The sequence below is a fragment of the Humiphilus diazotrophicus genome, from assembly GCF_059726315.1.
In genome coordinates this window covers 542,140-556,980 of the sequence record NZ_AP040871.1, presented here as the reverse complement: position 1 = coordinate 556,980, position 14,841 = coordinate 542,140, and the positions used below count along the sequence as shown (strand labels likewise).

At 51.3% G+C, this 14,841-nt stretch carries 7 protein-coding genes; 1 reads left to right on the top strand and 6 read right to left on the bottom strand.

Annotated features, from left to right (window positions below):
- Positions 1-6 precede the first annotated feature (6 nt).
- The 5 genes from AC6I7T_RS32245 to AC6I7T_RS32225 form a co-directional block, all read right to left on the bottom strand.
- Positions 7-1,365, bottom strand: coding sequence for a hypothetical protein (locus tag AC6I7T_RS32245; RefSeq protein ID WP_497794762.1), 1,359 nt, complete (start codon positions 1,363-1,365; stop codon positions 7-9).
- Positions 1,366-2,232: 867 nt separating this feature from the next.
- Positions 2,233-4,719: a glycoside hydrolase family 2 TIM barrel-domain containing protein gene (locus AC6I7T_RS32240; protein ID WP_497794760.1), complete on the bottom strand. Its 2,487-nt coding sequence runs from the start codon at positions 4,717-4,719 to the stop codon at positions 2,233-2,235.
- 22 nt (positions 4,720-4,741) lie between these two features.
- Positions 4,742-5,953 carry a glycoside hydrolase family 5 protein gene (locus tag AC6I7T_RS32235; protein ID WP_497794758.1) on the bottom strand — a complete coding sequence of 404 codons (1,212 nt, stop codon included), beginning with the start codon at positions 5,951-5,953 and terminating at the stop codon, positions 4,742-4,744.
- 63 nt (positions 5,954-6,016) lie between these two features.
- Positions 6,017-9,502, bottom strand: a complete 3,486-nt coding sequence (locus AC6I7T_RS32230) for a TonB-dependent receptor (protein WP_497794756.1) — start codon at positions 9,500-9,502, stop codon at positions 6,017-6,019.
- Between the two features lie 57 nt (positions 9,503-9,559).
- Positions 9,560-10,777 carry an alginate lyase family protein gene (locus AC6I7T_RS32225; protein WP_497794754.1) on the bottom strand — a complete coding sequence of 406 codons (1,218 nt, stop codon included), beginning with the start codon at positions 10,775-10,777 and terminating at the stop codon, positions 9,560-9,562.
- 135 nt (positions 10,778-10,912) lie between these two features.
- Here AC6I7T_RS32225 and AC6I7T_RS32220 point away from each other — a divergent pair, with 135 nt between their 5' ends.
- Positions 10,913-12,133, top strand: coding sequence for a hypothetical protein (locus AC6I7T_RS32220; protein WP_497794752.1), 1,221 nt, complete (start codon positions 10,913-10,915; stop codon positions 12,131-12,133).
- A 210-nt stretch (positions 12,134-12,343) separates the two neighbouring features.
- Here AC6I7T_RS32220 and AC6I7T_RS32215 read toward each other — a convergent pair whose 3' ends face one another.
- Positions 12,344-14,779, bottom strand: a complete 2,436-nt coding sequence (locus AC6I7T_RS32215; RefSeq protein WP_497794750.1) for an ABC transporter permease — start codon at positions 14,777-14,779, stop codon at positions 12,344-12,346.
- Positions 14,780-14,841: the final 62 nt, after the last annotated feature.

Genomic DNA, 14,841 nt, shown 5'->3' with positions numbered 1-14,841 from the left:
CCGAACTTAATGTCCGCCACTCCACGCCTCATGGGAATGGTCACACTTGTCATGCAAAGATGGCTGAATCGGAACTGCATTCTCTTCATGAAAGGACTGGAAGTATTCCGTTCGCGTTGAAGCCAAAACGGGGACATCCGAGACTAGCCTTACAGGCCCGCCAAGTTGTCCAGGGAAAGATGCGTAACCAGATTCTCCCGGTGAAACCATAATCGTTTCTTTGGAATCATTCAGTGTGAGAGATACTGTCGCTACCTTGTCCGAAGGATTTGAAACATAAATATTGTCGGAAGCTCCTGAACTAGCATAATCGTACCAACTTATCGCGTACTCCTTGCTCGCCTCTTTCATGGGAACGGCAAAGACCTCTGAAAAGGAATCGTAGAAATTCACCCATTGCGAAGCGATTACAGGAATATCCGATTCAATGATGAGAGGCCCACCAACCATATTGGAGAAATCAGTGAGATTCGTTCCTCCTGGTGCCACGGTTAGCACCTGCGGGGTCGCTCCAGCAAGGGTCAGCACTACATTGGCTGTCGTCTTTCCAGGATTGCCTATCCAAATACTGTCCAGATAAAAACCCGAATTCCCCTCGTGGTCAAACCAGTTGAATTGGACTTTCTTGCTAGCTTCACGTACCGGAACCGCATTGGTTTCGTTAAAGGAATCGACAAAAACCGTCCGCTGCGAAGCAAGAACCGGCCCGGTCGCATCAATTTGAATGGGACCGCCAACTGTCTCGCCAAAATTAACAACACCAATATCATATGGAGCGATTGTTACCGCCTGAACAAGCCCGTTCATGCTTACATTTGCCACAACTTCCTTCTCACAGGGATTCGCAATCACAATGTTATTTGAGGTAAACATATTCGGGCTCGACCATACATAGAAATTCAGCCATAAGTGTTCACTCGCCTTGCTCACTGGTTGAGCATTCACCTCACTTTTATTAGCATAATCGTGGTTAGTCTGCTGCGAAGCAATAATCGGCTCGTCGCTTATGATAAAAACCGGCCCCCCAGACTGCCCGGGGAAAGATGTTACTCCTGTCTGCCCTACAGGAATCGATAGCTCTGTAGATCCGAAGCTGGCGGACACCTTTACCTTCGCCACTTTGGTACCGAGATTTGCAACAACAATATCGTCTGTAACAAAGTCTCCAGTTAGGTCGTAATAATTGAGAACCTGGACATTGCCCTTTTGACCACAATGCCATTTCTCCGATTGACATGGCGGGAGATACGTCAGAAAGCATAGAAGAAGCCCTAGAAGCAACCGAGTATTCTTCAAGTAGAAGCGAACGCCAGAGAAACCAAGCGTTAAATGGCAGCAACCACGAACGAAGGTCGACTTCAGCATATTTTTCTCCGCAATAAGGCCAAGGTTGACTAAACATTTGGGAACAGCAGCTGTTCGCAAAGGCTTCTTCTAGAGAAACTGCGATCAGCCAAGTGACAGCACTCTCGCTATTTCCTTATTTTTCGCAACTTACAGTTGGATTCAGGCCCTATAAACACACAAGTACACGGCCTTCACCAGGAATTGAATTCTCTCTCAATTTGGAAGCAAGTCATCTCAATACTGCAGTTCTGGTAATAGATTTCACAGAGTCCAAAGCTCAGAGACAGTTGCAGAGGGAAAGATATAGCTATCCTGATCCTCTAAAACAGGAGAATGACAGCTATCATCAAGAGTAACTTCGGCAAAAGGAGACATAATGTCCCTCAAATACAGCAAAGTTGGTTTATGCGCTTGGCGTTCTCTGGGTCAAGCCAATCCCATTGTGACATCGTTTCATTTCAGGAGAAAGCAAAAAGTGCAGGTACTTACATAGAAAACACTTATACCATAAAAAGAAAGGACTTAGCTGGATGATAGGTAGATAGAGTATGTCGTCCGGTGGAATTCCGTATCTCTGATACGCTTTAAAACGGCTGGCACATCACGTAAATTTATCTTCTGATACCCAGCTTCCGCAATCTTCGTTTCTGCGCTATAGAGTAGAACCCACACTATATGAATATCGGATACCTATACTGCGCCACACGAACTTACCATCGTGGAGAATGCAGGCTACTGGATCACCAGGGTTGCCTCCTCCTGGACCCCATATATTTCAAAATTTGTTCAACATCACAGGAAAGGCATTTCCCGCCACTCAGAATAGAACCGCGACGGGCGCCCCTCATACCCGTCGCGGTTCTAGAGAATAGGGTCCTATGCTCACTAACTCCTTCTGTTTGTGGTGGCCAAAATCAACGAATCGCTTTCCAAACTAGAACTTGTCGCATATATTGTGACATTCTCAAGATGGTCGACGCTGATTTCCGCTCTACCGTTATAGAGCTGAACTGCACGTGAACCCGTAGGCGTCCCGAGGTTGTCAACCAGTCGCCCGGAACCCGCCAGACTGAAACGAACTGGAGTACGCGCATCGAGGCACCGCTTCCCCTGTCGATCAAGAAGTTCAACCTGGACAGTTGTTCGATTAGCTACTCGACGCACTGTAGCAAGGCTGAATTTGACAGGTTCACCCCAAGGTTGTGTCTCGTAATGAAATTGCACCGTATCTTGAATTGTTCGACCGGAAAGATTGGCAACAGCGCGAAGTTCATTCGCACCTGCAGCAAAAGGTAACTCCCAGCGAAGGCCGGCGCAGGGAAAATCGGATGCGTCACGCTTCCTCACACCAACCGATTGCCCATTAAGAAATAACTCCACTTCTCCGCAGTTTGAATAAACTCGAACCAGACGCTTCTGTCCAGCCCTGCCCCAGCGGATCGGCCAACTGTGCCCATAGATCCGTAATATTGGTTCTTTGGACCAGTAAGACTGGAAGACGTAATAGCCTTCCTTAGGCTGCATATCCCGGGTTACAAGACCCTTCTGATTAATACGGGGGATTGGATTTTCTACTCGCAATGGTGTCGTGAAGTCCTTAAAAACCCACTGCGCAGAACCAGTAAGCCAAGGCACTTCTTCAAGCGTCTTTAGATACCAGTCAAATAGGTCACAGGCATAGGTTTCGCTCCACTCGCCATCCTTTGCCATTCGTAAGGCTCCGCCATGAAGCTTGTAGTCGAAACCTGTTTCCGCGGTGTTGCCGCCCACAGAAACCTGTCCCATAACAGGATCGGGATCTTCGGCGTGGCGCCCGGCATGGCTGTCGGCTCCCCACTCGGCATGAAATAGGTGCTTTACTGTGGGACGAACCTTTTCCAGGGCTGAGCGGTATTCTTTATAGGCGCCACTGTACCATCCCGCCCAAATTGACGGCGAATAGACGTCGGGGATGTCACGTGCAAAATCACACCTCCTATACGAAGTGAGACGAGTTGGATCCAGTCGATGGGCGAGATCTCTCAGTTCTGTCATGTAATTGCGAATGGCCGTATGGTCATCCCCATTTGGCTCGGTCGGCCAATCATCTTCATTTCCTAATCCCCACAGCAAAACGCAAGGATGATTGCTGTGTTGATCGATCATCGTGGCAAGCTTAGCTTTACCCTGTGCCTGAAACGTCTGGTTCACAACACCACTGCGACACCAGGGCAACTCCTCCCAAACGAAGAGTCCGAGTTCATCGCAAAGGTCCAATACGAGACGAGCCTGTTGATAATGGGCGAGACGGACAAAATTGGCACCCATATCTTTAATCATTCGCAACTCTTGCCGGATGAGGTCGTCTGGCATAGCGGCAGCGTAACCCGCATGATCTTCGTGCCTCTGGGTACCTCGAAGCAGAAGGCGCTTGCCATTAAGAAAGAACGGACCGTGCTCTTCCCATCGAGTGTGCAGAATTCCAAAACGATGAGATGCAGTCGAATCCAGTCCTGCATGTCGCAGAGAAGCTTCACATTGATATAGAGACGGCGAATCCGGAGCCCACACAATTGGCTGCTCGAGCCTGAACTTAGCTAGCTCAATTTCTCCTTGCCAGCAAGACTCTCGAGAGACCTTTTGGTGATGAATAAGCTTTCCATCAGGAGAGCTGATACTAATTTCCAGGGTAAGACTACCTGTCGAATTGACCGGAGCATAGAGGCGTCCAGAAACAGAGACTTCAGCGTCTTTGCCAGGCTCCCAGGAGACCCTTGTATGAACAGCCTCAAGCGATACGGGAGGAACATAGATGATGTGGACAGGACGGTACAGACCGCCATAGAGGGTAAAGTCGCTCAAGTCTGACGGCATCCGCGAAATGTTCCGGCCGTTGTCACATAGCACGGCAAGCTGGACTTTCTTTCTATTAGCTACGGCGTCAGTAATATCGACAACGAATTCGTTATATCCTCCGGTATGTTCTCCAACCAGCATGTCACCGATATAGATCCTTGAGCTCTGCCCTGCGCCTTCGAAATGGAGTAAGGTACGTCCCCCCGAGTAGGGATTCGCTACTGAAAGCATGGTTCGATACCATCCAGGACCCCGATAGGCAGGCTCGTCCGGATCGCACGCGTCATAATGGTTGAAACAGTGCGGTAGTGTTACTTTCTCCCAAGAGAGGAGTTCTTCGCTATGCCAGACTTGAAATGATGGATCTAGTGATCCCTGATAGTACTCCCACCCCTCGGAGAGTCGAAGAGAAGTAGTTGCATTGTGTTCCTCTGATCCATGAAAAAGGGACCGTTCGATTGCGGCAAAGACCGGCAAAGTATGTGTAACTGAGAGTGCTGTTGCGCTCTGAAGGAAAGTACGTCGAGTAAGCTTCATTGATTTCCAGGCCCACTTTGAATTATCGGGAAATATTGCTGTCGGGCAACAGTGCTTTGATATAGCCAGCATTCAATCGCTCGTGGTCAAAACGGATATTCTCAAGCAGGCTGCTGATTGCGCGATCAACTGTCTCCTGCGACGGCCGGGATGGTAGATTCTGCTTTGTCTGGCGGGTACTGCGATCCAGTTTGGCGTAGGCGACGATTTGGTCCCATCCATCGGGTCGTCCAAAAGTCACTGGAGAAGTCGTAGCGTCCATCTTCTTATAAGGCCAGAAACACCAGCCTACATCATTCTTCTCGAGCAGAGTTCGCATGCGTGCAATCCATTCATCCGTGTTTTCTCCGGTTTCTCCCATCCATAAAGGAGCGTGTAACCGATCTCGTTGCGCAAGGAAATCATCGATAGAGTGATCTTCCGCCGTGGAACGGTAACGATGTACCTCGTAGAGAACGTTGTTGTCCCATGGTTGCTCGTACACCTTCAGGTTCTGGTCCCATTGAGCACCTCCAAGAATGATCATGTGATGTTTGTCTTCTGCACGAATCGCCTCTGTCATCCGGCGCTGCAACGGTGCAAGCTTTGGGTTGAGAGGTATAAGCTCGGGATAATTGGGGATGGGCTCATTGAGCAGATCGTATCCGATGATAATCTTGTTATCACGATAGTGTCGCGCAATGCGCCGCCACGTGGCGATAGCTTGTTCCTGTGCTCCTTGATCATCGAAGAGCCATGGGTACCCATCACTATCATCGATGTTCGTTCCCGTTTGCCCACCGGGGGCGGCATGCATATCGAGCACAACATAAAGATGCTCTTCCGTGCACCAGCCAAGGAGACGATCAAGCAGACGAAAACCCTCCGCATCATCACTCTGAAAGAGCGACCAGTGAAAGGGAATACGGATATGATTGAAACCTGCTCTTTTAATCTGCTGAATATCTTCGCGTGTAATATAGGAATCCCGATAGGTTTGCCAAAAGAGCTGCGTGCGTCTGGGCCCTACTAGATGTCGAAGCAACTGGTCGATTTCACGATAGCTTTGAGGGCCGTGGTCGAAGTGCCACATATAGCCTTCCGGCACCAGCCAGTTTCCCAGGTTCGTCCCCTTCAAACGAAGCACCTGACCTCGCTCATCGAGAATATTTATGTTTTGTGTATGAACAAATTGAGCGACACTGCAAAGAGGAAAATACAAGACCAAGAGTAACAAGAGAGAGCGAAACGGCATAGGATCTCCACAAAATGAAGAAAGCCCTGAGAGCCACAATTGCGACTCTCAGGGAAAATACATTTAGAAGGTAAAACGGCCTTGCAGTTGTAGGTTACGTGGAGATTGAGTACCGGTGATCTGTCCAAAGTTGCTGGACCCGGCGCGGAAATCGGGTAGATATGTTGTGCTGCTGCCTACTTGATCTGCCGCAGCTGTCAGTGACGCGTTTGGTGCATTAAAGTTGGTGTGGTTGAGAATATTAAACGCATCGACGCGAAGTTGCATATGAACTTCCTTGAATACAACGAAGGTCTTGGACAGAGATGCGTCAAATTGGATCAGGCCGAATGCGCGTGCTGCATCGCGGGGCATTGTGCCTAACGATGAAGACAAGATACGTGTACGCGTACCGTTGATTGTTGCGTAGATCGGTCCGCTGGGGGTCAGCGGGTAAGCCTGAGGACCAACTGCTGTCGAATCGACCTTCTTGAAGTAGCGCAGTACGGAACCATCGATGTACGGCTTAACAAGGACGTCTTTTGCATTCCCGTTTGGACGTTGTTGTGAGACATTCGGGAACGTGTTGTTCTGTGTAATATTGACCGGCAAGCCTGTCTGTCCTACAAAGGCCGGAGAGACATTCCAGCCGCGCATCCACCATGGGCCACCGGTTGTATATTGAAGCGCAATTGCCGCACGATGCTTGATGTCGATGTTGCTAACGGCGTAATCCTTCTTACGTAAGGAATCGATGCCGGTGTACTGGGCATTAGCCGTACCATTCGGTGCGGAGAAGTTGTAGATGGTTGAGCCGTCGTCCAGGGACTTTGCATAGGTATAGTTCGCCAGGATTCTCAACCGCGAATTAAATTGCCGACGACCCACGAGTTGCAGTGCATTGTAGTTAGAGTTGCCTGCATGCCTTACAACTGTGAACGTCTGCAGTGCAGGAAAGGGTTTCACGAGCTGTGTTGCCGCAGTTGTATTGGCTAAGGTCACCGCATCCGCCTGGTCAAACGGCACCAGGTTAACAGGGATGAGGTAAGGCAGATGGAGAGCGTGGTTCCCCACGTAATTTGCTTCGAAAGTGATGGCCAGAGGAAGAGAGCGTTGGACGCCGAAATTCCACTGTTGCACCATCGGCATGGGAGAAAGCTTGTCAAAGCTAACGCCGCTGACCGAATACGGGTTGCTGGCGCGAGTAGTGTCTGTAGGCGAAGGAATCGAGGCAAAGGATGCTGTCACGTCCGGGGTTAAGGTCAATGGCAGTCCCTGGCTTAAGGAGAAAGGCTGAGGCGCTGCTGTTCCTACAGCATTTGAGTTCTGCGTCTGGTCATAACCGGGAAAGGCAATCTGACCGCCCAGGTTCTGAAAGATAGTTCCATAAAACGTACCGAAAGCTGCACGAATTACAGTTTTATCGTTGAGGTTATAGGCCAAACCTACACGGGGCGAGAAGTTCGCCATGGCAGTATGTACATTCAGTGAGTCGGACGCATTAATACCTGCACGCAGGATTAGACCTGTAGCGGGATCGAAACGCGAGTAAACATGGTTTGCGATCTTGACGGGCGCTTCATATTCGTAGCGGATGCCGGCATTGATAGTGAACTTGGACGTTACCTTCCAATCATCTTGGAGGAAAAAGGCAAGGTTCCAGTTGCGACGACCAGTAGGCGGCATAGGCAGCTGGTAATTGGCCGTCGCGATCTTGCCTGTCAAAAAGTCAGCAAGAGCAGTAGTGGCATTGCCGGTCGCACCATGATTGGTCATGGTGCCATTGAAAGCGATAGAGCCCTCTGGGCTACCCGAGGGGTTATAGCTATTGAATTGATTCTTACGAAGCGATGCGCCGAAGCGGAAGTTGTGCTCGTAGTACGTCTTGGTCAGCGTAACGTAAGGACTAAAGGTGTTGGTAACATTGAGCTGATTCGTATTTGTGTCCGCACCAATGTTATTGTAGCCGGTGATGGTAATTTGCGGGGTCTGATCGACCGGCAAACTTGCAATGCCAAGAGACTTCGATGCTCCAAGGTCGGATCCAGGAGGATTGCGACGCACGAAGTTACGGAAGAAGCCCACATTGAAATCACTAACAAAGGTGGGTGACCACATGCGGGTGTACTCGACAGAGGCCATCCAGGCATTACTGCAGGAGCAATCGAAATTGGTGTTTAGCAGAGGGACATTGTAAACAACGGCATTGGGAGAACTATTAACGTACCGATACACATTGAAGCTGAGACGATCACTGGCTGTCGCCTGAGCATCTACACGTGCGACGAAACGGGTCTGGTCGGGAGAGGTAGTGTTCTGCTGAGTGTAGTTATTGGTATACCGGCCGTTCACTGCGTCATAGGTTCCGGGGGTATTCGGTAACGGCATCAGGGACAGGATCTTCAATGCCGCCGGGTCCATTCCTGACGTAATACGGTTGCCGGGGTATTGTGCGGTTTTCGTACCGGGCGCCGTGCTAGTGCCCGGCATGTAGACCTTCTGCGTGGAAGCAGAGAAATCTCCTGTCCTCTCCTGCGCACCGGGAACGGTAATCGTCGACGTGCTGGTGACGCGTTGAATCTGACGATCATAGTTAGTGAAGAAGAAGATCTTGTCGTGACCGTTAAAAATATGCGGTATCAGAACCGGCCCACCTAGTGAGCCGCCGAACTGAAAGAACCGATTACGGCCTCGCGGTTGCGGCTTTCCGTTTACCTGCACCAATTTGTTGAAATATGTGTTCGCGTTCAGAGCTTCATTGCGAACCAGGGAGTAGACGGCACCATGGAAGATATTCGTGCCGGAAGGGGTGTTTGCCGATAGCACAGCACCTGAAGTACGCCCATACTCCGCAGGCGCATTGGCGGTAAGGAACCGCAATTCGTCAATTCCGTCCGGTGAGGGCAGAGTGGCCGGCTGACCAGTGGAGGCTACGATGGTAGAAACTCCGTTTAACAAAACTTCTGTATTGAGAGTACGGCTACCGTTAATGGACAATTGCGCCGTATTCACGGTTGTGGGGTTTCCGCCCGTAGCAACCCCGGGTACAAAGGCAAGAAGATTTTCGACGTTGCGGTTTGCCAGTGGAAGGTTCTGCACATCCGATGGAGAGATTAGCGTGGACACGTTAGACGTAGTACGATCCAGCTGCTCTCCCTTTGCTTCTACCGTGATGGTCTCTGTGGACTCGCCAAGTTGCATCGTTACATTCACCGCTGTCACTTCCGACACAGTGGCAATAACGTTACTAATAGTGGTGGTTTTCAAGCCAGGAGCGACAACAGTGACGGTGTACCTGCCAGGAATGACCTGAGGCGCAAGAAAGCTTCCGGAACTGTCGCTTGTTCCACTAAAAATCTTTACGTTCGTATCGTTGTTGGTAATCGTAACAGTTGCATTCGGAACTAGCGCACCTGTAGGATCGAGCACTTGACCCCGTATGGTAGCATTCGTGTTCTGAGCATAGAGCGTAGCGCTTAGGATACCGGTCGCATTCACTACGGTGAGAGCCATAGCAGCGGCAAGAATTGGCCACAGGTGGTATTTGAATTTACTACATCTAGATTGCATCAGTGTCTCCTAAAAAGTTCATGAATCGCTCGGGAATCCCGCTCTCCTGAAACGGCGTTATACCCACAGCAGTGGTTGGCGTATGGGGTAGTTGCGAATAACCTCACGATCGGTCGGATCCGGGTTCAAGGTTTTCCATAGAGCCAGGTACTCCGGCCGTTTGCAGCCAAGCCCTGCAAAGAGCAATCCCGGCGAACGTACCGGCAGGACATCAAAGTGTTCTACGTCCTTCTGGTACGGCCAACGTGACTTGTCCTCGAGAAAGGGAAATATCCAGGCAGCGGCTTTGCATAGGCCGCGACCGTCGGGGAGTGAGAAGGTCAGTACATTGTCCGAAGGAGTTGTGAGCGACTGGGCCAGCCCTGCACTGACATCGAAATTGAAAATGGAGTAGCTGTAGGGTTTGGTTCGTGCCAATTCCAGAGGGAACGATCCGTCCATTCCCATCTGTTTGGAAAGCAGCTGCTCGTTATACCAGCGCCGAATCTCTTTTCTGATCGCGGTATCACTGGTAAGCCGGGCAAATTCCGAGGCTTGAAGAGCCCAGCAGGTGGCATGGTTATTCTTCGCGTCGCGTTCCGTTGTGCCCTTCTGGCTGGTATTCATCCAGTGGAGGTACTCGCGGAACCATCCGGTAATTCCCTCTCTATCAGAGGCCGACATCACTGTAGGAGCCAACAGACTGGCAGAGCGAGCTACTTCCACCAAGTGCAACGTATCGATGATTCCGTACGACCGGCCGGTAGTAACTCCGATGACACCCTGTGAGTACTCCAGGTTCGGATTCATTCGCGTTGCCGGAGTCACAAACCAAGCTCGCAAGTGGTCGCAGGCGGCGGAGCCGAAGCGGCGGTCTCCCGTCAGAAGCCAAGCCGCGGTCAGTTGGGGTACCAACATCGACAGACGAACCATTACCCGACGATGCCCGTCAAAATTCTCAGGATTGCTTTGGCCGTCGCGATTGATGTACGGACCGCTTGGGTTGGCAGGATTCGGCCAAAAATAATCTGCCTGGGAAAAATAGTCGTGAGGGCCACCCGGGCTCTTCGGGGAGGGCACGTCAACAATCGTCAAAGGTCTTTCACTCTGAGCTGCCTTCGCCTGACGAAGGATACGGTCTCGGTCTTTAGCCGCGACCAGCCGCCAGGCCGGACTGTGCACTATGGAAGAAGTGCCCACAGCAAGAAGTGGGTAAGAACTGGAGGTCAGTAGGGCGGTTGCCGTCCCTGCGATACGGAGAAATTCTCGACGGTCGAGCTTGGATAGAGAACGCATGCCTTCCTCTTTTGAAGTCGGCAGCTACCCTCTGTCTTTGCATATACCTCTGCCAAGTGACTCACCGTTTGGAACATCGAATTGGGCCTGAATTGGGAGGATTTAAACGTTTGTCTCAAGGAGATGTCGCGAGTTGTGGGGCATTCACGCTATTATTTGTGTGCTATGGCTGTACAGTACGTCCCTTGGAATCCAGAAACGGAGGAAGATCGCGCACAGGTTCGTACCGCGCTTGCTGAGGTTGTAGAGAGCCAGCAATTCCGAAACAGCAAGCGGTACCCCGCAATGCTGTCTTATTTGGTAGAAGAAGTTCTAGCTGGCCACCTGGAAATCAAGGAAAGGACCCTCGGAATAGAGGTCTTTGGTCGACCAGCGGATTACGACACGAATACCGATACCGCAGTACGGTATACCGCAAGTGAGATTCGGAAGCGGTTGGCGCTCTTCTATCATGCGCATCCGGACTCCTCGCTACAGATTGCGCTTAGCACCCGTTCATACGTACCGGAGTTCTTGAGGCAGACAGAAGTCGAGAGTGGCCAACCTGGGTCACTACCCCCAGAAGCGGAGGTGCCCCCGTCACCGGTTCCCACCCAAGCCCGGGATTGGCGAAAAATCGCCTTCTCGTTGGCAGCGGTTTTGGTTTTTATTGTATTGACCGTTTCCGCGGTCATATTATGGCGAGTATTCCGCCCAGACCCGGTGCGGGCTTTCTGGGAACCATATCTTGGGCCGGATACTACCGTCCTGATTTGTCCCGGAAGCAACTTCGTCGATGCGGCCAAACCTGAAAATATGATTCAGCCCGCAGATGCAACTACGACTGCGCCTTATTTATCATTTGGTAACGGACTAGCGTTGGGCCGGATGACAGCGGCTATCAGTCGCATGGATGGACACTATCGTGTCGAAGCGGCGGGGCAGACTCCACTTTCCCGGCTCTCAGAGGGCCCCATCATACTGATTGGGGCATACAACAATCAGTGGACTCAGCGCCTCCTGCTGCCGCTACGATTCCATTTCAGCCCTGCGCCGCAAAAGGGGATTGTAGATTCCAAGCAGGCAAATCGAGAATGGAAGCGTACTGAAGAGGATATCGAGAATTCTCCTGATTATGCGTTAGTAGCTCGCTTCCGAAGTGAGTCCACCGGAAATATGGTGGTAGTTGCAGCCGGACTTAAGCGATTCGGAACCGATGCGGCCTCACAGTTTGTCAGTTCCGCCGAAGATCTCAAACAACTGGATGCACTCCTTGGACGGGACTGGCGAAAGCGAAATATTGAGGTGGTTTTGAAAGTGGATGTGGCTGCCGGTAGAGTGGGAGCACCTCAGATTCAGGACGCTTACGCCTGGTAATCCGGTACAGAAATCATCGAATCGGCCCTTAAGGGAAAGCGCCTAGGATGATGTTGCGCTGCCACAATAGTTCCAGTGTGGAGATCTGACAATCTCACTGTCTCAACATCAAGGAATCCCCTTCAAGACACCTCAGGTTTCTCTATCTATAGAGAGGGAAGGTATTGAGCAATCAACGCTCATATGTTTTCGTCACCGAAGCGTTACGATTCACTCGTACCGTAACGCTTCCAGCGGATCTGTCATCCCCGCCCTTCGCATCGGTACCCAACATGCCAATAAACCCACTCCTGCGAATACCCCTCCCACAACAATCAGCGTCACAGGATCATTAGGCTGAACTTCGAAGAGGAAAGATCTCAGCACTCGTGATAGAACAATCGCCAACGCCATACCGATAAGTATGCCACCCGCTATCAACCGGAATCCTTCGCCGAAAATCAACTTGCGAATGTCCTTTCGCTGCGCACCCACAGCGCTGCGGATTGCTAGCTCCCGACGTCGCGAGGCGACTGACAGCGAAAGTACTCCGTAAATTCCCACCAGCGTCAATATGCTTCCAATTACAGAGAACCCTGTCAGCAAGTGCATCGCGAAAGTGCGTGATGCCAGTGACTCATCGCGGATCTGCTCCAGCGTCTTCACATTTTCGATCGCTGCTGTTGGATCGATTGAGCGTAATTCGCGTTCCACTGCAACCACTACTGTACGCGGATCCGCCTTGGTCCGTACTACGAGATGTTTTGAGAATGCGTTCTCCTGCCACAGCGGCAGATAGATCTCCGGCGAAGCTTCCCGTGTCAAATCGTCCGTCCGACCGTCTGCTATTTCCCCAATAATCTCTACGCCTGGCTTATTCCGGACGTCCATCCAGAATTTTCTTCCTATTGCGGTACTATGAGGGAAATACCGATGCGCGAATGCCTGGTTCACGATCGCTACCATCGAAGCTTTATCATCATCCGTGGATCGAAACTCCCGCCCTTCCAGCAGTGCCATTCCCATTAACTTAAAGTAATCAGGTGTAACTGCACGTAGCGGAAAGATAGTTTTGTCGCTCTCTTTTACGGCTGGAGGCTGGCCTTCAATATCTAGAGTTGCTGACCAATTATTGCCCGTCAGCGGTACCCCCCACGCAAACGCCGCGTACTGTACCCCCGGGAGTGCCGCAACACGTTCTAAGGCTTGCCGATGAAAGCTGCTCCAACTCGACCAGCTTTGTACTTCCGTAACACTCATCGTCAATATTCGGCCTGTGTTGTACCCCGACGGCACCTTTGCAATCTTTACCATCGTTCGAACCAGCAATCCCGCACCTACTAGGAGCGCCAGTGTCAGCGAAGTCTGTAGCATCGTGACGGCCCGTAACAACCGCCGCTCCCCGGTTCCCGCCGTCCCTTTCGGACCAGCATCTTTCAGCACATCCATCGGGTCCAGCCGAAGGACACGCAATGCCGGGAAAATTCCTGCTACAAAGGCTGCGATCACGGCCGCTCCAAGACCCCACCCCAAAACGGACCAGCCCGCCGTGACTCCATCCAGCCGAGGAATAGCATGCCCTGCAATCACCTTAAATAGCTTTACAGTGCTAAAGGCAAGTCCAACACCCAAGGCTCCACCGAGAAATGCCAGTAACAAGCTCTCCGTTAAAACTTGTCTCAGGAGGGCCAAGCGACTCATACCCATCGCGCTCCGCACTGCGTATTCCTGTTGTCGTTGCAGTCCTCGCACCAACAGCAGTGCCGCTGCATTTCCGCAAGCTATCAACAGTACCAGTGCCGCCGCACCCAAGAGAGGCAGCAGAATCCGTTTCCCATCTCGGTTCATTTCGTCTGTTAACGGTTCCAGTTGCGGCACAAAACCTTCAAACTTCTTCTCCTCCTGTGCTTCCCTTGCTGTAAGCACAGAAAGCTCCTGTTGCCCCTGCTGAAGTGTTGCTCCATCTCGCAGTCGCGCAACTACATTCCAATACGGATCCTTTAGATACTTTGGATTCAGATTCGCCGGTACCCAAAAATCAACCGTCGTGTTGACGTCATAATTAGGTTCCTTCGCAGCTCTCGGAGATGGCAAGAATCGCACACCCGGCTCCATCACTCCTATCACCGTCGGTGATGTTTCCCAGCGGCTGATGCGAACAGTCTTCCCAATGATCTGCTTGTTGCCTCCAAATGCCCGTAACCAAAACTCATATCCCAAAAGAATTGCCTTCGCCGGCCCTTGCCCGAAATCCGCATCCTCGAAACCGCGTCCCGCCATCGGTCTCAGCCCCATCACCTGTAAATAGTTTCTTGTCACCTCCATCCCCTGCATTGACTGGCTGCCATCATTCCGAATTAAGAAATTAAACGTCCAGCCATACGCAGCAATTCCTTCGAACGATTTTGCTTCTTTGGACCAATCCATCCACTGTTGCGCAGCCCATCCGCGCTGACTATCCGTCTTCTGTCCATCTGCACGCGTCGATGGAATCAACACGAGTTGCTCCGGCTTCCGGTACGGTGGCGGTGTGAGTAACACTCCCTGAATCAAACTGAAAACAGCGGAAGTAGCACCAATCCCCAGCGCCAAGGTCAACGCCGCAATCAAGCTGAAACCAGGTTGTTTCAGTAGCATCCGAATCGCAAACCGTAGCTCTTGCAACATGCAGCCCCCTCTATTCTGTTCTGGTTTTCACGCTGTCCGCTGCGCACCTTCAGAAGAGAAAC